General features: G+C 45.4%; 15 protein-coding genes. 7 read left to right on the plus strand and 8 right to left on the minus strand.

Going from position 1 to position 18,649, the window contains the following annotated elements; translation table 11 throughout:
- Nucleotides 1-99: 99 nt before the first annotated feature.
- From QZ938_RS06050 to QZ938_RS06060, 3 genes are all read right to left on the minus strand, one after another.
- Nucleotides 100-507 (minus strand): hypothetical protein, encoded by a 408-nt coding sequence (locus QZ938_RS06050; protein ID WP_293349671.1) that lies wholly within the window; start codon nucleotides 505-507, stop codon nucleotides 100-102.
- Nucleotides 508-679: 172 nt separating this feature from the next.
- Nucleotides 680-2,761 carry a hypothetical protein gene (locus QZ938_RS06055; RefSeq protein ID WP_293349673.1) on the minus strand — a complete coding sequence of 694 codons (2,082 nt, stop codon included), beginning with the start codon at nucleotides 2,759-2,761 and terminating at the stop codon, nucleotides 680-682.
- Between the two features lie 174 nt (nucleotides 2,762-2,935).
- Nucleotides 2,936-3,106 carry a hypothetical protein gene (locus QZ938_RS06060; protein WP_293338017.1) on the minus strand — a complete coding sequence of 57 codons (171 nt, stop codon included), beginning with the start codon at nucleotides 3,104-3,106 and terminating at the stop codon, nucleotides 2,936-2,938.
- Nucleotides 3,107-3,298: 192 nt separating this feature from the next.
- Between QZ938_RS06060 and QZ938_RS06065 the strand changes: the two genes are divergently transcribed.
- Nucleotides 3,299-3,532 (plus strand): hypothetical protein, encoded by a 234-nt coding sequence (locus tag QZ938_RS06065; RefSeq protein WP_293338019.1) that lies wholly within the window; start codon nucleotides 3,299-3,301, stop codon nucleotides 3,530-3,532.
- A 470-nt stretch (nucleotides 3,533-4,002) separates the two neighbouring features.
- Here the strand turns inward: QZ938_RS06065 and QZ938_RS06070 are convergent, their stop codons facing one another.
- Complete coding sequence (locus QZ938_RS06070) at nucleotides 4,003-5,424, minus strand: CHAT domain-containing protein (protein WP_293349675.1); 1,422 nt, start codon at nucleotides 5,422-5,424, stop codon at nucleotides 4,003-4,005.
- A 56-nt stretch (nucleotides 5,425-5,480) separates the two neighbouring features.
- Nucleotides 5,481-5,702, minus strand: a complete 222-nt coding sequence (locus QZ938_RS06075; protein WP_293365391.1) for a hypothetical protein — start codon at nucleotides 5,700-5,702, stop codon at nucleotides 5,481-5,483.
- Between the two features lie 231 nt (nucleotides 5,703-5,933).
- Between QZ938_RS06075 and QZ938_RS06080 the strand changes: the two genes are divergently transcribed.
- The 4 genes from QZ938_RS06080 (at nucleotide 5,934) to QZ938_RS06095 (ending at nucleotide 10,482) form a co-directional block, all read left to right on the plus strand.
- Nucleotides 5,934-6,578 (plus strand): hypothetical protein, encoded by a 645-nt coding sequence (locus tag QZ938_RS06080; RefSeq protein ID WP_293338027.1) that lies wholly within the window; start codon nucleotides 5,934-5,936, stop codon nucleotides 6,576-6,578.
- A gap of 31 nt (nucleotides 6,579-6,609) precedes the next feature.
- A complete protein-coding gene (locus QZ938_RS06085) occupies nucleotides 6,610-7,539 on the plus strand; it encodes a DUF1822 family protein (protein WP_293349681.1) in 930 nt (309 codons plus the stop codon).
- A gap of 30 nt (nucleotides 7,540-7,569) precedes the next feature.
- Nucleotides 7,570-10,032 (plus strand): CHASE2 domain-containing protein, encoded by a 2,463-nt coding sequence (locus QZ938_RS06090; RefSeq protein WP_293349683.1) that lies wholly within the window; start codon nucleotides 7,570-7,572, stop codon nucleotides 10,030-10,032.
- Nucleotides 10,033-10,152: 120 nt separating this feature from the next.
- Entirely contained in the window at nucleotides 10,153-10,482 is a 330-nt protein-coding gene (locus tag QZ938_RS06095) for a hypothetical protein (protein WP_293151391.1), read from the plus strand.
- A gap of 540 nt (nucleotides 10,483-11,022) precedes the next feature.
- Here the strand turns inward: QZ938_RS06095 and QZ938_RS06100 are convergent.
- Nucleotides 11,023-11,172 carry a hypothetical protein gene (locus QZ938_RS06100; RefSeq protein ID WP_293151393.1) on the minus strand — a complete coding sequence of 50 codons (150 nt, stop codon included), beginning with the start codon at nucleotides 11,170-11,172 and terminating at the stop codon, nucleotides 11,023-11,025.
- A gap of 464 nt (nucleotides 11,173-11,636) precedes the next feature.
- On the minus strand, nucleotides 11,637-11,768 hold the full coding sequence (locus tag QZ938_RS06105; RefSeq protein WP_293151395.1) for a hypothetical protein: 132 nt from the start codon (nucleotides 11,766-11,768) through the stop codon (nucleotides 11,637-11,639).
- 849 nt (nucleotides 11,769-12,617) lie between these two features.
- Between QZ938_RS06105 and QZ938_RS06110 the strand changes: the two genes are divergently transcribed.
- A complete protein-coding gene (locus QZ938_RS06110) occupies nucleotides 12,618-13,187 on the plus strand; it encodes a MarR family winged helix-turn-helix transcriptional regulator (protein ID WP_293349686.1) in 570 nt (189 codons plus the stop codon).
- 795 nt (nucleotides 13,188-13,982) lie between these two features.
- Here QZ938_RS06110 and QZ938_RS06115 read toward each other — a convergent pair.
- Entirely contained in the window at nucleotides 13,983-15,665 is a 1,683-nt protein-coding gene (locus QZ938_RS06115; protein WP_293349689.1) for a N,N-dimethylformamidase beta subunit family domain-containing protein, read from the minus strand.
- A gap of 353 nt (nucleotides 15,666-16,018) precedes the next feature.
- Here QZ938_RS06115 and QZ938_RS06120 point away from each other — a divergent pair, with 353 nt between their 5' ends.
- A complete protein-coding gene (locus QZ938_RS06120; protein WP_293349692.1) occupies nucleotides 16,019-17,971 on the plus strand; it encodes an FAD-dependent oxidoreductase in 1,953 nt (650 codons plus the stop codon).
- Nucleotides 17,972-18,649 lie beyond the last annotated feature (678 nt).

Raw genomic sequence — 18,649 nt, forward strand, 5'->3', positions numbered from 1 at the left:
CAGTAGTATATTGTAGGATGATTTGTCTTGTGAAATAGTCTTTGGCGTCATGTATCCTATTTTATAACACTTTTTTTACTCTGCTTACTTTTTTCTCTCCTACCCCGAATTATTGAGCGGATACGTTGCTGCTATATTATGACCATAATTATCACCTTTAATTGTAGTATAACTATTATAAATATGAGCAGGGAAATTTTTAGTCGGCTCATCAGGTTTTTCGATAGCGTTTTCTAACTCACACAAGCCCTTATTTGTAATTGAGATCACACCAGATCCTACATACATACCATACATAGATTCGAGAGAAGATTTCTGTTTAATCAAACTTTGCTTAACTAAAAACTTTAAAATCAGGTACAATTCCTGACCTTGTATTTCAGTTTTGTTTGTGATTTCATAAGTGCTTATAGGTTTCTGTTCATCTTGTTCAGCCAAATCGTAAATAGCATTCAAAACCCTAAAGCGTTTCTTTTTAGTTTCTAACACATCATTTTCAGAAGGCATTGATGTCATTTTGATACATCGTAATTTAATAACTAAACTCTAGCGCCCATCGGAAAAGCCTGTTTAGAGTTTACCGAACCCAGCAAATACGGGTTACTGCACTACCATATTATTCACCCCAAACAATAAGGTATGGGCATCAACCCGTTACCGAACTTACTTCTTTCACGCTTTAACCTTCCAGGGGCAAAGTGGGCGCGGCTGGCGGTAAAACTTGGCGGCGCACGCTGACTTTGTGACTTTCCCGCTGAGTTTGCATTTCGACGGCGATCGCCTCAAATTCAATTTCCATGCAGCCGTAGGGAATCTCTAACTCGATACTTGCTCGCATATTTCCTAACCCGGTAGCTGTAAATTCGGTAATCCAGCGCGGCCCGTCCAGAATTAGGTAGGTTTGCCGATCGAATACCCAAACTTTTACATAAATCCGCGGCATTAATTCCGGCAGTTGCACTTTCACTGTTACAGCCTGGCCTGCAAGGATTTGGGCGCGCGGCAATTCCAGGATGGGCATCGGTACTGACTCGTCTTCTGACAAAACGTAGGGAGTTGGTGGAGTTGCTTCTGCTTCTACTTTGGTGGTTTTTTGGGCAACTGGTTTCGGCTGCGGGGGCTCGTCAAACACCACAAATTCTTTCGCTTCCGGGCCGGTAGGTTGCGGTTGGGAAATGGTTTCCCTGATGGCTGGTTCCACTTTAGTTGGGCTGCTTTCTTCCACGACGGTAATTGCGTCGCTGGTGTTGGGGACAGCTTTGGGAGTTGGCGACAGGCTGGTTGCTTTCAGCCATTCTGGCGATTCGCCGGTGCTGGCTAGGGAGCTCAGTCGCGACCAAAATCTATTTTGGACGTTTAAGGTTTGAAATGCCTTTTGTGAGGGGGGTGGCGTAGGTTCTGGGGCTGGTGTTTCTGGTTCGGGGGTGTTTTGGGGTTTTTGGTCGATCGCCCGAACTTCGGCCTTTTCTGGGGTAGTTGCGATGTCTGAGGGTTTGGTTGGTTGGTCGATCGCCCCGGCGGATGTTCTAGACGAATTGGTGATTTCTGAGAGCAATTGCGATCGGCTGCTGTCGGGCAGTTTGTTACCGAATGCTGGCAATTCTAGGCCGCCGGCACTGGGAGTCTGGCGGGAATTTAGTTGAGGGGGTAGGGATTCATTGCTTAAAGATTCATTGATGGCGACTTCTGAGGGAGATGGCAGATCTAACGCTTTTTGTGCTACCCGGAGAAAGGATGGATGTACTTCTTTTCGAGGTGGTCTGACTGCTGTTGGAGAGGGTTCGGCTTGATGTTTTTCTTCGATGAAATCGTCTTTAATTGCTTCTAGCAGGTGTTCTAAACCGGCTGTAATTGTGAATAGTTTGGTGGCTAAAGTTACACCGCCGCTGCTGAGAATTGCTTCTCCTAAAATTAGGCGACTTTTGCAGTCGGCTGGGATGTAGGTGACGCAGGCAAAGATACAGGGGGGAGCTTGTTCTGGCATCGGCTGCTCGATTTGGGCGAGTATTTGTGAGGTTTGGGGATCTCGCAGGTAAATTTGCAGTTGTGCTGAACCGATGAGTTTTTGGAGTTCTAGAAGTTGGGATTCTGGGATGGGAGGTGGTGTTCTTTTGGTTTTTTGAGGTGGTTGGGGAATGTCGATTTTGCCGGAAATGATTAAGGGGCGGCCGAGTTGGGTGACGAAGGTTTCTCGATCGAGCACGAGTTCCAGTTCGAGTTTGGCTGGGGGTTGCGGCGGCTGAGCGGTTTGGGGAAGTGGAAATTGGTAGATTTTGGTCGGCTGTGGTGGAGGTGGAGGTGGGGCTGGGATTTGGGTTGGTGTCCGATCGACTGCTGCTGTGTTTTGTGAGGCTGAGGGGGAAGCGGCGGCTTCGGAGGAGTCGATCGCGGGTAGGGGTTCGGAAGTTTCCGATTCTGCGGGCAATACTTCTAATTGCACGCCGTACTGCCAAGATTTTGCTGGTGCTGAGTTGGGATCTGGCAAGCACGAGAGTTCCCACATTCCCGGTTTGAGACGGGTGTAGGGAATGATCACGACTAATCCTTCGGGGTTGGTGCGGGCAGATCTGCTTTGGACTTTCCGCTGGGGGGCAGTTTCGTCGAAGGATGTATGGATGATGCGAATTTCGATGTCGGTGTTGGGGTGCTGAATGCGCGCCACGACGCGATATTTGCCTTCTAGAATTTCCACGTCGGGGGTTTCTAGGGGCAACCAGGCGCGATCGCCCTCTTTCTGTAGTAAAAATTCTAATTTTTTCATGTTTTGTTTCCCCTTGAAGGTTCCCGCTCGATTTGTCACAGGTTGGTGGTGGTTGGTTGAGCGACAGCTAAAGATATTTAATTACTTTATGTTTTATAGCGTATCATCTGTTTCGATCGAGAGGCTCGATCGGCAGAATCCCGCAGCGGAAAGGGCCTTGCCGTTTTCTTAGAACTATCGTTGCGTACAATTATCGCTCTTGTAGAGCGATCGACTTACCAACCCAATCCAAAATCTAAAATCTAAAATCCATTGACGGCGGCCCCACAAGCCGCTACGCTGTGAAATTAAGGTTGCTTTGCTCGAAGAGGAAGCAGCCAGAGTGGCCCGAAAATCTAGTTGCACTCCCTCCGCTTCGCTTCGCCCAAAGCTGTTACCAGCAGCTAAGGACAGCTAACCGCCAAACTGATACGAGCAGTCTGGAGGCTAATCGAGAATAACATTCTCTGTAGCCGCCCTGCTTTGCGTTACCGTGCGGGGCGGCTGGGTTTTTGGGTTTTCCTGACCAGAAAAACCAAAAACTAGGAGACCATAATTATGTCACAGGAATTTTTGCCTGACGATAACTTGTCCGACTGTCCAAATGACGACTGTGAGTCGGAACAGGAAGTCTTGCAGATAACCGTTGTCGGTTCCCACAAAGCCGTGTTAGAAACCATCCACACCTTATACCGGCTGGGCTTTGCAGCCGTCGGCGATTGGAGTAAGTTGCAGCGAGGGCCAAAACCCGGACAAGTGATTAGTGTCCTGATTCGTCGATCCAAAGTCTAGAAATGGGCGGGCCTTCGAGGTGATAAGGATCGCGAATTAAATAATTTACAGAAGTTTGTGGGGTGGGCGGGACGCTCGGCGGCTCTTTCTGGACGGGCGGGACGCCCATCCCACAAGCATAAAAATTGTAAGTTATTTAATTCTCATTCCTAAGCTGTTGATCCGTAGAGTCCCGCGCCGGACTTAGGCTTGGTCTTTGGTCGTGTCAACAATCGCGTTAAACCCGCAGTCCGGCAGGGGTTTAAACCCCTGCCTCAAAGCAAAAGTCCTCTGAAGAGGACTGAAGAACTCATCAGTCCTCTTCAGAGGACTTTCGCTATTAGACAGGGACTTGAGTCCCTGGCGGTCTTTCGGGTGAAGCGCGATCCGGGACGATCGCGATCCGTAGAGTCCCGCGCCGGACACGGCAATACAGTTTCCCTAGAGATTTCCAATTGTAAAACAGACATCTTGCCTGTTTTTCCCCACAATTACCAAGGACTGCCGATCGCACTAAATGCGGCCCAATAATAAGGATGCGATAAATTTTTGCTCTCAAGTTTGGGGATAGACGGCGGCAACGGAGTTTCCCCCCTAGAACTTCGCAGTTGCCCATTTTCTATGGTGACTTTACCTTTGATCGCAGCAATTTGTGCTTGTCTGAGAGCTTCAGCTTTAATGATTGGAGGATTTTGAGGTTTGCTGATTTTTAACTGCTGGTAAAACTCTGTCATCAGCGCCAGAGTCCCCGCATCTGACACATACCACAAACTGGCGAGGGCAGATTTTGCTCCCGATTGCAACGCTAAGCCGCCAAATCCGAGTTCTGCTTCTTTGTCTCCGGAAGCAGTTCTACAGGCGCTCAATACTAACAGTTCCAGTGGCGGATTGTTCCATTTCAAATCTCTCATTTGAGATAATCTGAGTTGGTTATCCCAAAATTGAATGTAGGAGTTATCTGGGCTTCCGGGGCGGAATTCCGCGTGAGTCGCGAGGTGGATGATGCCGTATCTTTGTTGCAGTCGCTGCGATTGCAAGTTAACGATGGTAAAATCTTCGTTGATAAAGGATTGACCTGGCCACTGTCGGGCGATCGCACTTAATTCTAATGGAACAGCCGGTAGCGGTTCTTTGTTTGCGGTTTCTGAGAAATTTTCTGCTCCCATTGCTAAGACGTGAGAGTTTCTGAGATCCGTATAATTGATGTCTGTCAGCTTGAATGCCGGAATTCGCGACATACTGTATTTTTCGACCAAAAATTGCTGGCCGTCGTGCATTGCTGCTAGGGGTACGGTTCGCAAACCTTCGCCGACGCAGAACAGTAAGGTGTCAATTTTTGCTATTTTTAAGTCGGTTTCTAGCGGTACAATTATCCATTGATAAAGTTGTTGAGCTGATTCTAGATAGCTGGTAGTATTAATTTGTGCTACTTTGGTGATTTCGCTGGTCAATTCTTGGACTACTGGCACCAGTTTGTCTTTTTTGGCTGAGGGGATGCTGCGGTTAATTGGCGGGCGATCGGGCAATATTAAGATTAGTTCTAGTTGGTCTGTGCGCGGGATGGCGTAAATTAAAGCTGGTTTTTTCTTGGTTTGAACTGCTAGGCGGGAAAGAGTTTTTGATATTGATTCGGCGGTTTTTTCGCGGGCGGTAAAGTTTTGTTCAAAGTATGTTTGATAGTCTTCTTCCCAGTCTTTTTCGATTCTGGTGACGGCTTCGGTGAGGTTTCCGCGATCGAGAATATTTCTCATTTCTGAGCCTTGAAGCCCACCGGGGTCTGGCTTTTGGGCAATTGTAGCGAGGTTCGCGGTGCTCCAGCAGAAAAGTATGGCTGTCAAACAGTAAAAAATAGCTCTTTTGATTTTTTTCTGAGTTGCGTGTTTTTGACGGTGCTGCTGGGATTGGTAGTGCATGATTTTGGGGCGTTTATACCATTTTCGATTTGCGATTAAAGAATTGGGAATGATGGTTAAAATCGAATTTTTTGAAACAATAATAACGGCTTATTTGACTGCTGCACCACTCTGGATAGTAAAAACCGTTGGTTTGGAGTACGATCGCCCTGCTCGGTTGTCGATCGCGCTTCCTGTAAATAATTAACTCTGTTGGCGATCGCGATTATAGCATTCCACACAAACGTCAAACATTTGCGATCGCCCCAACAGCTCGCAACGCCTGATTCCTGGCGCACCAACAACCGCCCCTGGGCCCAGAAATTCGTGAATTATGTAAAGTTTTGTAAATTATGCAGAAGTTTTGCATAAAAATCGTAGATCCCGACAGATAGGCAAATAGAAGGCATTGCAGGGGATATGGCGGCTCCGACAGCGGGCGCACCAGTCGCTCTCGGAGCATTCGCTCAACCCCGGCGGCCTGCATAGCTGGTTGGAGACTATTTTTCTGAGTAACCTTGGAACAAGAGATGCCTACTAAGGATGACATTGACAATCGGCTGAAACAGCTAGCTATAGCTGCCCAAAATCACCAGCCTAAAACTTTAGGGCGACAGAAAGCTGTGACTAGATTAGTGATGGAAATTGAAAAATATAAAATCATTAACTGTCCGCAGAATAAGGATTTTTCCTACGCAATTTATCAGGAAATTTTGCTGGAAGCCAAACAGGAACTGATGTTTCGCATTTCCCGGGAAATTCACAACTACCGACCTGAAAAAGAGGTCAGCCAGTGGGTAAACTTCTTGATAGTTAAATGTTTTCAAGAAACCACCCCTAAAGTTATAGGTAGGAAAGATTTGCCAACTGTATACTACGGAGATATGGAACCCGTTTTCAATCAAATGGAAAAGCAGCAGGCAGAACATAAATCTTGTCCAATCGCAGCAGGTCTCATCGAGATGATTGAAGAAGATCCGGGCGATATTTTTCAAAACGAAGTGATGAGAAAGCACGCCCACGTCAACTTTAAATTGTTGCTGGTCAAGAGAGTGATAGAAGATGCAAGCTTGCAGCAAATCTCCGAAGAGTTAGGAGTAAGTATTTCAAGTTTGAGCAGTTTTTACCAGAGGTCTTTGGAGAAATTCACGCCCAGATTTCGAGAATACTTGTAGGACATTCAAAACCCAAAAATAGAGATGGATCATGAATAACACAGAAGTTGATTTAGTTTTGACAATACCGATCGCCCCAGCAGCCTACCGCAGCGCTCAAACCCTTGCACAGCAACAAAGTGACCGGGGGAAAGCCAAACAGGTTTATCTCAATGCTTTGGCGGTGCACGCAGTCGATTTGTACTTTCAGTGCATGGAAATAGACACTGATTTGGACGCCAGCAATATTTGGAATCCTGCGATCCAGAAATTCATGGATATTGCGGATTTGGATGTCAAAGGTATTGGCAAGCTGGAATGCCGTTGGGTAAGCCCTGGTGAAGAATGTGTATCGATTCCGGCAGAAGTGCGATCGGACAGAATCGGTTATGTTGCTGTAGAGATCGGCCAATCTGTCGAAGAGGTGAAGTTGCTGGGATTTGTCAAAAATGGCGATCGAGAAAAAGTTCCTCTGAGCGAGTTGGAGTCGATCGACAACCTGCTAGAATACTTAGACGAGATCAAGCCTGTAAATCTCAGTCAGTGGTTGCACAATATTGTCGGTAGCGGTTGGCATACAGCCCAAACGCTGTTCGAGTCAAAACCAGAATTGCAGTTTGCTTTCCGAAGTCCCCAAGTTGTCGAAAAAAGCGCTTCAGCAGATGTACGCGTACCAGTCAAGCGAGGCAAATTACTCAACTTAGAGTGGGGGAAAGAGCAAGTAGCTTTATTTGTGGAATTGATGACAACCGACGAACCAGATATCGATATTTCGGTAGAGGTTTATCCCACAAACGGTCAAACTAACTTGCCCAACGATTTGCAGTTGATGGTGCTGGATGATGAAGGTGAACCTCTGATGCAAGCTAGAGCAAATAAAACGGAAAATTTGCTCTTTGAGTTAAGTGGAGAACCGGGAGAGCATTTTAGCGTCAAGTTGGCTTTGGGCGATTTCAGCGTGACTGAAAATTTTTTGATCTAATTGTCACTTATCAAGACGGGGGTGTGAATTATGGATAAGTTAATTGTTTTGAAATTAGATGGAGATTGCGAAGAAGGTTTTCGTTGCACCGTAAAAATTGGGAAAAACAATCAATTTCCATCTACGGACTTTACGGAAAGTAACAGATTGCCAGCCAACCCGCAAATAGCCGCTTTTGAAGAAGAACATTGGCTGGAAAAATATCGAGCTATGGGAACAAATTCCCGGCACCACCAGGAAAATTTAGTGCATTTAATTTACCCTTTTTTGCACAAAGATGCCAAAAAAAATACCGCTGTGAAATCGACGGTGGCTAAAGGATTGTCTTTTCGTCGGATAAAACCGAAAAAGATTAACGCAAGAAGTCCTGTGAATGATTGCAAAGAGTCTGGGAAAAAACTTGCGTTGATGCTGAATGATTGGCTGAAGTCTCCTGAGTTTGCTAGGGTAGATAGAATAATTGGGGACAATTTAAATCCAGATGAAGAGGCAAGGGTGCTGATTTGCACAAATGACAAACACTTGCACAAACTGCCTTGGAATCAGTGGGATTTGTTTGAAAGATTTCCGAAAGCCGAACCTTCGCTGAGTAAATTAAACTATGTAACACTGGAAAATCCCGGACAACCTATCCGCAAGTCTAAGGTAAGGATTTTAGCAATTCTGGGAAACAGCGCTGGGATTGATATCACGCAAGATAGGAAAATTTTGGAGAATTTGTCTTCCAATGCTGATGTGAGGTTTCTAGTGGAACCGAAACAGGAAGAAATCAACGACGAACTTTGGGAGCAATCTTGGGATATTATATTTTTTGCAGGACATGGGGAAACTGAGGAGGATATTGGAAAAATATATATCAATCAAACAGATTTTTTAACAATTAATGAGTTATGGTGCGGCTTGAGGAAAGCGGTAAAAAATGGTTTGCAACTGGCTATTTTTAACTGTTGCGATGGGTTGGGTTTGGCTAGAAATTTAGATGATTTTCAGATGATTCCGCAAATGATTTTAATGCGGGAGTTTGTGCCGGATTTTGTGGCTCAAGAATTTTTAAAATGTTTTCTTAAAGAGTTTGTGAATGGCAAGTCTTTGTATGCAGCAGCGGGGGAAGCGCGGCGGCGGTTGGAGACTTGGGAAAAGGAATTTCCTTGTGCTAGTTGGTTGCCTGTAATTTGGCAGCATCCGGCAGCGAAGCCTGCGGTTTGGAACGATTTTTTGCTGGCGCCGGATTTGCCTGCTGTGGCCCCGGATTTGACTTTGCTTCCCACGTCTGGGAAAAGACGACCGGTTGAGGGTTTTTCGCGCTTGAAGTCGGTGATTTTGGCGAGTGCGGGCTGTACCCTGGCTGTGATGGGAACCCGCTCTATGGGGGTTATCGAGGCGCTGGAACTGTCAATGCTCGATCGACTAATGAGCCAGCGCCAACCTGAATTAATCGACAATCGGTTGTTGGTTGTGGAAGTGACAGACAATGATGCCGAGAATTACGGCTATCCTCAAAATGATGCTACTTTAGCAAAGGCGATCGACAATTTGCAGCAGTTTCAACCTGTAGCAATTGGTTTGAATATGCACCGCAATTCGCCAAGGGAGCCAGGACGAAAAAACTTAATTTCTCTGTTTGATAGCAATCCTAATATTATTACTGTATGCAGCTATGGTTCCACCGATAAAAATTACGATCCGCCGCCAGAATTGTCGAAGGCTAAATTAACCAATCAACTGGGTTTTAGCGATTTAACTCCGGATGAATTGCGCCATGAAAAAGGTAGCAGTATTCGCCGTCAATCTCTTTCCTATGAACCAAATCTTTCTACTTTTACTAATAATTGTAAAATTTCTAATAGCTTCAACTTTCTGTTAGCTTTGCGTTTTTTGGAAAATCAAGGAATAAAATCACAGATAAGTGACAATCACGAGTGGCGAATCGCTGATATTACATTTAAAAGATTGGCTATTCGTACAGGAGGTTATCAAGATTTAAAGGCGCTAGTGAGTCAAATATTGCTCAACTACCGCGCCAACCCGAAACCAGCTTTTAAAGTGACACTTCAAGAAGTATTAGAAGGGAAAATAAACTCTGATTTAGTTAAGGGTAAAATTGTCTTAATCGGCCACACTTCGCAAGTTTCGAGGGAGGAATCTGATACTCCTTACGGTAAAATGCCGGGAGTTTGGATTCATGCTCACATGGTTAGTCAAATCCTCAGCGCTGCGATTGATAAAAGGCCGCTATTGTGGGTTTTGCCGCAATTGCAAGGGATACAGTGGGGAGATGCTGTTTTTGTGTGGTTGGTGGCTGTGATGGGCGGGTTGTTGGCTTGGCGGGGTCGATCGCTCTTGGTGTTGGCGATCGCTAGCGGTGGTATGATTTTTGTGCTGTACCAAGGTTCTTTGGTAATTTTAACTTTCGGTGGCTGGATGCCTTTGGTTCCGGCGGTTTTGGCTTTAGTTGCGACGGGTGGTATCTTGTTTGTGTACGATCGATCTTAATTAGCCTCGGCGGTTGAAATCTCGGATTTGACGATCGCACAAACGAAGCCTCGGCGGTTGAAACCGCTTCTATACAAGCAAATTCCGAACTCAGAGAAACTGGGAGAGAAGAGGGCTTTTATGTGTAAAATGCCATTGCAGTTAGTTTTGGGTTTAATTTTGGCGATCGATTCTGCGTCAGCGCTGGCAAATCCGGCACATCCAGCTACTGTAGTAGAGAATAATTTGGTCAAAAATCATCGAATTGCGATCGCACAAAACGCCAAACCCCAGAGAAAGCCGGATATAAAAACACCAATCACACCACCAGACAAAAACACGAAACCAGGGGCCGGATCGAAAGTATCAAAAACACCTAACACACCTCCCGATTCTCATACCAAACCTGGTGGACTCGACCCTTCTAAATCATGCAAAAGAACCAATAAGGTAATTGCTCAACCCCTTTAACAAGAAGACAAGATAGACATTAGATAAAGGAATGGAAAAACTCCCCCGACTTAAAACAACTATCGAGCGAGGAAAAAGAAGCCTTGATAGTAGAGCTATGGGAGAAAATCCAAAAACTCAGCGCAATATTAGACACCTACGAACCAAAACCCGAGCCAGAGCCATCTCCCAAAAAAACTAGCAAAAATTCCAGCACTCCACCGTCCAAAGGATTCAAGCCCAACATTTGTACCGACACTCTAGTTGAGCAATTACAACGGCAGCTTATTTTGAGAAATAGCGGGAATTGATTCCCCTGCAATCGCAAATCCCGCCTTGATTTCAACACCCTCGATCGAATCCTGTGGCATATTCTTAAAGATTCCAACCCAAAAATAAATGTAACAATCAATACATTTGAACCTGAAGCAGCGGAAATTCGGGCTTGAGATCGAACTCTCACCCTGCGCGCTTCCCCTGTCTTGATCTCAGGCACCCTGGCCAAGTTTTATGCAAAAGTTGCCGAAACTTTACAAAAGTTGACAGTAAATAGGGGATTCCCTACCGGATAGCTACGATTTGAGAAGGCTTCACGCAGAGATCGCAGGAATATCGGCGTGCAGGGGCGATCGAGGTACTGGGCCAGGACTTACCAGAAAGAATTGGTTGAAAGCCCGCCCGCCCGGGAGAAATTAAAATCAGACTATTCATTAGTCCAATCCTCGGACTTAAGGGTAGAGGTCACCCTCAAGCAGTCAACAGTCAACAGTCAACAGTCAACAGTCAACTGAACCACAGCTTCTGCTTTACGGTGCAGGCGTTGCTGCTGCAATGGTATGAACGACTGAATATGAAAAAATGAAACAAGCGAGTCAATCAATATAGCTGAGTTTTCAAGTTATCGATTTTCATACCTTGATTAAGCAACGCCACGGCGCAATCCCCGGCGTGGATTGGTGTCAACAAGCACGTCAAACGTAGTGCCAGACTGCTGTTTTCGGCATCGAACTGCAAGTTTTGGGGGTGGCTAAACTGCCATTCAACATTGGTGAATTGTTCAAAGCATCAGTCAGATCCGATACATACCCTAAAATGCTCAACCCCTATGCGGCGATTTCAGTGTGGGTAAATTTTTCAATAATTGCTTTTTATGTCCTATGTCTTTAGGTTGTAAATTAAGTTGCATCAAATTTAACTAGCGCTATCACTGGGAGCAAAGTATGGCAAGCCTCGTGGTAGAGTTCGGCTAAGTCGATATTTTGGGTGGCGACAAGTTGGCGGCGGTATATTTCAGTTTTGGATCCCAAAGTAAATAATTTACACTCTTGAAAGTTGGATGGACGGGACGCCCATCCTTTCTGGACGGGCGGGACGCCCATCCCACAAGAACTATCAATAAGTTATTTAATTCTCATTCCTTTGCTGTTGACTTGATTTGCGATCGCACCAACAATTTTCGATCTGATAGGTACTTGTACGGATTACGAAAATAGTGTTAAGGCTACTAATCAAACCAACTTTCTCACTTTTTATACTCATCTTTGTTAATTGTGGCAATGGCCTGTCGCCCGCTAGCCATCGGCGGTTAAAAATTCCAAAATTTATGGTACTTTTTCCAATCGAGCAACTAACTGTGATATATATAACTCAGCTTATCTAATTTATATGTAATAATACTTAATTAGATAAATAATCTTACACTATGCGGTCGATCGCCAATGTTAGCTATCGACAACCCAAACAGAATCGATGCCAAATTAAAAACAACATTTCCAGCTCCCTCAATGAAAATAGCAGCGCGCGGCAGTTAATTGCAGTAAATTCAAGTCAGGGATTGATAAATAGATTGAATTTCCAAATTTACACACGATTTTCATATAAATTGACAAATTTAGCCAAACAAATTAATTCTAAACCGTTAGAATAGCTAACAGTTAGTATTACTGCAATTGCGGTGCAGAGCGAATACCTGTACTGTCTATAAAGCAAATTAGCGATCGAGCGTCCATAATTAAATGCCCGAGTCGCCTATACTTACTTGCACCCCCCTGGGAAAAGTGAACTAAAAACCTAAATAAGTCACTGAAGCACCCTCCGAGCAAGTGCAGGAGCTTCACAGAAAGCCTCTGTTGACGCAAAGGTTTTTTTACTCAAACATGAAATTTGATTTGTATGCTGCACCAACCGAGCATCCCTTTTGCTCACGCCACCTTGCCGAGTACAGCAATGGTGGAGATTTTTCAGGGGGAAGAAAGATGAATTTGGAAAAATCCTCTACAGGAATAACCCCCGATAGCTGCGCTGCGGCAGTAGTGGAAATCATTCCGCTGATTGTGGGGTCGCTTCGAGCCCAAATGCGAAATCAAGGAGAACCCTTTTTATCGATATCTCAGTTTCGCAGTCTTATGTTTCTTTACCGCTATCCAGGTTCTTCTTTATCCAAGTTAGCAGATTATTTGGGGGTAACTCGACCGACTGCTTCTGCAATTTGCGAGCGCTTGGTTCAGGAAAAATTTGTAGACCGCAAAGAACATCCTCAGGAACGGCGAGCGGTGGTGCTGAAACTGACAGAAACTGGTCGTGGGAGGCTCGAAGAAATTCAAGCGCTCACCTGTAGCAATATTTCGCCAATGTTCGAGGATTTGTCTCAGGAGCAGATGGAGAGCGTTTTAGCAGGATTGACGTTACTCAGAGAGGTGTTTGACGGCAAATCTAACAATCAGTAAAACCTCCTCTACATCTATTTATTGTTTAACCTGTTACATATAGGTTGTAGGGTACGTAGTCCGCACCCTACAGCTTTTTTTGACCGAAGAACCAGCCTCCCGTGCCCCTGGCTTTAGACATGATTCGGAAGTCGGCGGCGGTTTCAACCGCCTTTAATATTTATTTACATAATGGATCTAAAGATTTGTTATAATTAGATTGTAAGTAAAAAACCTATCTACGTGTTAAAACTTGTCTTGTATCGGAGAAATCCCGGCGCAGCGCAGCCCCCACTACCATTCATGTAGTAAGCCTGTATAACTGACAAGTAATGGCAGAATGTGAAGCGTACCTATCTGGCAAATGTGATGGATACTGACAAGCAAACACAATTGCAAGTAAGCGCAATTGCAATACCTTTTGTACGGGTAGTTGTTTTGAGCGAATAGAGGTGATTTGATAACGCCTTTGAGAGTTTTCCGATTCATTCAATAATCCCCGTGGCTTTAGCCCTGGGGAGTATCAATTAACACTCTTATACTCGGATCTCCGCCTCGCATCCCCGTTAAGAAGCAGGATGGTTTTATTGTCATCCTAAAAATTAGGTACGTAGTTGGGATGCGAGCCCTCTTCATGTATATCTCGAAAGAGGGCTCTCATCCCAACTACGTACCTTGATTAGGAATAACAATTTAATAACTTAAGCAATGTTTGCTCGTTGCTCGTTACCAGGCTCTGCCTAGTAATGCAGATTCGGAGGCTCTGCTTCCCTTTACCTTGCGGCTTATGGAGATAGAGGATAGTTATTACATAATTTACTTTTTGGCTGAATTTAACAGCTTTGCTAAAACGTTTCGCGTTATTTGCTGAGCTCCGGCATTTAAAACTGGCGATCGCAACTGCGGCGCATTGTAATCGTCTAATCCCCACGCCCACTGCATCGAACCAGTCGCGAATACTTTCGCCCCCGAATCTGCTGTATAAACCGTCATGTCAGCATAGCGAGTCCCGCCGCCGTGAGGGTATGGAGAATGCCCGACCCGAACTATATTTTTCGGGGCATTGCCAAACATTCGATCGACTTCATAACCCAACAGTCCCGGTAACTTGTCGCCCTGTTTTAACTGAGTTTTTTCCAGCAGCCAATCCGGGGCATTTTTATCGATCGCAATATCAGAGTTAACTTGAAATGTCTCATACATAACACCTATCAAAGCATCTTCTGGACTTCCGATAGAGCGATCTCTCCAACGAGTTGTTACTAAAGAATGAAGTGCTGGAGATTTATTGTACTTTGTTGCTATTTCAAGGCTATCTGGTTGCTCTATTCCAGAGTTTAATTCCCCAATATTAGCTATTTCTACTATCGAATTAACGGCGCCTAATTCTTTTGGTAATGCGCCCATAGGGTCTAAATCTGCCATTTCTTTATAAGCAACCACAGTTCGGTTTACTTCCCCAGTAATTCGGCTGGGTTCTAGGCGGATCTGCCAATAGCAAATATTGGAACCAAAAAATCCGATGCTGACGCCTTCATCTCTAGCTGCTTCTATATTTTCCCGCATATCTCGCGACCAGTATTCGTCGTGACCGACGGACAAAAATGCTTTGTGAGACAACAGCAACCGGGAGTTAAAATGCGTGTCAATGTTGGTGGCATAGGTAACATCGTAGCCTTCTTTTTCCAGCCACCTGACCATATTGTATTCCCAACCAGCGTTTGAAGTTCTCCTTTTTGGCTGAAAATTTGTCAGAAATTCCCCCGCACCTACGCCGTAAGCTGCTTTGCGGTTGGGACTCATGGCGTAGGGCCGATTAAACGAAACCTTGTAAGCCTGTTTTGCCACGCTGTTCCAGCGGTAAAGGGATTTGTAGCCCCAATTGTTGTACGCTTGGAAAGTGGTAACGCTGGATTGAAATAAAATGTCGGATTTGCGATCGTCATCCCGCACTACAAAGATAATATAACTTTGTTTCCCGCTGATACTGGCGGTGAGTTTCGCTAAATAAATGCCGCTCGTCCAGTCCGAAGGGCGATCGGGAATTTGCAAAATATACGGGTCTTTCCAATCGCATTCTATCAGTCCCGATGCTTCATCTTCTCTCGGCGGAGGCTGTTTGATTCCCTTCCGCACAATTGGGTCATTCATCCGGCGACCGCCGAGTCCATTATACCATCCGGTGCGGAATATTTCTATGCTATAATTCGGTTCTTTAGTGTTAACAAATAACTTAATTTCGCCGCCGAGATTGACGCTGGTCAGAGAGGCGTAACCTTCGATTTCTCGCTTCGTAGCAGGATTTTCTAACTCCCAGTCTGGGGTTCCGGATTTTTGGTTTTCTCGGGCTGTGAGATTGGTGCCGATAGCACTTTTTGCGATATTTGAATAATCTTGAGAATGTGCTGCGCTGTTATACAAAAAAGGGGCGGCTAAGCCAAGTGAGAAAGCTTTCAGAAACTCTCGGCGGCGCAATTTCAACAATAGTTTAACTGTCACTGGTTTAAGTCTATGAATTTTAGGTGATAGATTGTACGGTTGGGTTTGGGTGTAGCGGGCGTAACATTACTTTACAATAGCCCTGGAAACATCATACCTGAGATAGATTAATTTGCGATCGCGCGATCGACTCACTACATCTCAGTAATGTGTCTGAGTATTTCTGCCAGTATCGTGTCTTAGGTCTTATGATGTATGGCTGATAGCACATATCCCATCGCAGAAGAATTTTAGAGACAACCGCCGATTTGAGATGTTTTTAGGTACAAGTCCCCGGAAACATTAGCCAATCGCCTCTAAAATCTAAAACCTGAAATCGAAAATCGGACGACCTATTTGTTTGCACCAGCTTTATGAGTGAATCAACCAATCCACCGCTATCTCCACCAGTTTCTCGACGAACCGCCCTCAAATTCCTCGGAGTCGGTGCCGCAGGCGGGCTGCTGGGCTACTCTCGATTGTCCAAGCCCGAACCCGCCGTTTTCGTGCAAGATACTCTTGACTTGCCACGAATGCTGAATAAACCCAAAACCGTTGCAGTTGTCGGTGCAGGCTTAGCAGGGCTCGCCTGTGCTTACGAACTGAGTCAGCGGGGTTTCGCCGTGACGCTGTTGGACAAATCGCCCCAACTCGGCGGTAAAATTGCTAGTTGGCCGATAAAAGTCGGGAACGAAACCTTTATGATGGAACACGGTTTTCACGGTTTTTTCCCCCAATACTACAACCTCAAAAGTGTGGTCAAAGAACTAGAAATTACCGATAACTTTGTATCTTTAGAATCCTACGCCGTTGTGTTTCGAGACGGCAAATACAAACCAGAAGTTTTCCGTCCAAACCATTCAGCTTTCCCCTGGAATATAGTTGATTTGGGGATATCTTCTCCCAACCGGCTCAAGTGGGGAATCAATCTAACAAAACCCGCTCACTGGCAAGTTTTTCGGGAAATCGGCGGTTTTCAAACTCAACAAAGTTTTGCTCGCCTCGACAACATATCAGTTGCCGACTGGGTAAAAGGTGAATTCCCGCGCGGACTTTACGACTTGTATTTTCTGCCTTTTGCCAAGTCCAGCCTCAACGCTCCCGACGAATTGAGCGTGGGGGAATTAATGCAATTCTTCCACTTTTACTTTTTCGGAAATCCCGAAGGTTTGGCCTTCAACGGCACGCGGCAAGATATGGGCACTTCTTTAGTGCAGCCGATTGCCAGATCCATTGAAAGTAAAGGTGGCAAAGTATTGACAGATGTCGCAGTTAGTGGAATTCACTGGCAAAACGGTCAGATTGATTCTTTGACTTATCAGTCGGGAGAAGTGCAAAGTAAAGTACCTTTTTGGGTGAAGCGAAATACGCTATTAACTGACAGCAACTCTACGGAATATTTCGGCGCTGGCGACAGCGTGTTTGCCGCCGCACCTGGAGGAAAAGAGGCAATTTCTCTGAGCTGTACTCACCAAGGCTGCACGGTTCAGAAACAAAATGACGGTCAATTTCACTGTCCTTGTCACGGGGCAGTTTTTGATGCTGATGGGCGAGTTGTGAGCGGGCCTGCTCAGCGGGATTTGCCTCGCTTTAAAGTAGTGGAGAAAAAATCCGATGAGATACAGTTAGCCGCAGCTTTGAATAAGTCGCAACCGCAGAATGTGGGGGAAACATTGAAGGCTGATTATTATGTATTTGCGGCGGATGTTCCGGGGATGCAGCATTTGTTTAGTTTGGCCAGCGGTGAGGTGAATCCGCAGGTGCACAGCCGAATTGAGGAATTGAAAATAGCAGATCCGTTTGCGGTTGGCCGTTTTTGGTTCGATCGCGATTTTCCCTGGGAGCACAGCAATTTCAGTTCGCTCTCGGGCTACAAACTGACTGATAGCATCACACTTTACCATAAAATTCAGGATCAGTTCATCGAGTGGCATCAGAAAACTGGCGGCAGTATAGTGGAATTGCACGCTTATTGTTACAAGGAGAAGGAATTCCCCAACCAGGAAGTTTTGCTGGCTACTTTTGAGCAAGAATTGTATGAAATTGTACCGGAATTAAAAGCAGCAACTCTGCTGCACCGGGAGTTAGTAAATCAAAAGAATTTCTCGGGCTATCCGCCCGGTAGTTATGCGGAAAGGCCGGAGACTTGCTGCGCTGTTCCCAATCTGTTGTTTGCGGGAGATTGGGTAAAAATGCCTTTTCCTTGCGGTTTAATGGAAAGGGCGGTGAGCAGCGGTTTGTTGGCAGCTAATGCTATTTTATACCAGGAGGGTTTGCAGAGGCGATCGCTCTTGACGGTGAATCCCGAAGGCGTGCTGAAAATCTAGGATTTGCAGCGGGGCGGATTTTCAATCGTGTCCGCACGAACAAAAACTGGTTCGTAGTTAGGACTTTAGTCCTCAGGAAAAGAAGGACTAAAGTCCTCACTACGAACCTTAACAAAAACTGGTTCGTAGTTAGGACTTTAGTCCTCAGGAAAAGAAGGACTAAAGTCCTCACTACGAACCTTAACAAAAACTGGTTCGTAGTTAGGACTTTAGTCCTCAGGAGAAGAAGGACTAAAGTCCTCACTACGAACCTTAACAAAAACTGTTCGTAGTGAGGACTTTAGTCCGCATCCATAGAAGGACTGAAGTCCTCACTACGAACCTTAACAAAAACTGGTTCGTAGTGAGGACTTTAGTCCTCAGGAAAAGAAGGACTAAAGTCCTCACTACGAACCTTAACAAAAACTGTTCGTAGTGAGGACTTTAGTCCGCATCCATAGAAGGACTGAAGTCCTCACTACGAACCTTAACAAAAACTGGTTCGTAGTGAGGACTTTAGTCCTCAGGAAAAGAAGGACTAAAGTCCTCACTACGAACCTTAACAAAAACTGGTTCGTAGTGAGGACTTTAGTCCTCAGGAAAAGAAGGACTAAAGTCCTCACTACGAACCTTAACAAAAACTGGTTCGTAGTTAGGACTTTAGTCCGCATCCATAGAAGGACTAAAGTCCTCACTACG

Origin of the sequence: Microcoleus sp. CAWBG27 (assembly GCF_020883145.1) — a bacterium.
GTDB lineage: Bacteria > Cyanobacteriota > Cyanobacteriia > Cyanobacteriales > Microcoleaceae > Microcoleus.

What these genes read in the sequence shown, in the direction of transcription:
- QZ938_RS06050 (WP_293349671.1), bottom strand. Translation starts at nt 507, where the DNA reads ATGCCTTCTGAAAATGATGTGTTAGAAACTAAAAAGAAACGCTTTAGG.
- QZ938_RS06055 (WP_293349673.1), bottom strand. Translation starts at nt 2,761, where the DNA reads ATGAAAAAATTAGAATTTTTACTACAGAAAGAGGGCGATCGCGCCTGG.
- QZ938_RS06065 (WP_293338019.1), top strand. Translation starts at nt 3,299, where the DNA reads ATGTCACAGGAATTTTTGCCTGACGATAACTTGTCCGACTGTCCAAAT.
- QZ938_RS06070 (WP_293349675.1), bottom strand. Translation starts at nt 5,424, where the DNA reads ATGCACTACCAATCCCAGCAGCACCGTCAAAAACACGCAACTCAGAAA.
- QZ938_RS06080 (WP_293338027.1), top strand. Translation starts at nt 5,934, where the DNA reads ATGCCTACTAAGGATGACATTGACAATCGGCTGAAACAGCTAGCTATA.
- QZ938_RS06085 (WP_293349681.1), top strand. Translation starts at nt 6,610, where the DNA reads ATGAATAACACAGAAGTTGATTTAGTTTTGACAATACCGATCGCCCCA.
- QZ938_RS06090 (WP_293349683.1), top strand. Translation starts at nt 7,570, where the DNA reads ATGGATAAGTTAATTGTTTTGAAATTAGATGGAGATTGCGAAGAAGGT.
- QZ938_RS06095 (WP_293151391.1), top strand. Translation starts at nt 10,153, where the DNA reads ATGTGTAAAATGCCATTGCAGTTAGTTTTGGGTTTAATTTTGGCGATC.
- QZ938_RS06100 (WP_293151393.1), bottom strand. Translation starts at nt 11,172, where the DNA reads ATGAATAGTCTGATTTTAATTTCTCCCGGGCGGGCGGGCTTTCAACCA.
- QZ938_RS06110 (WP_293349686.1), top strand. Translation starts at nt 12,618, where the DNA reads ATGAAATTTGATTTGTATGCTGCACCAACCGAGCATCCCTTTTGCTCA.
- QZ938_RS06120 (WP_293349692.1), top strand. Translation starts at nt 16,019, where the DNA reads ATGAGTGAATCAACCAATCCACCGCTATCTCCACCAGTTTCTCGACGA.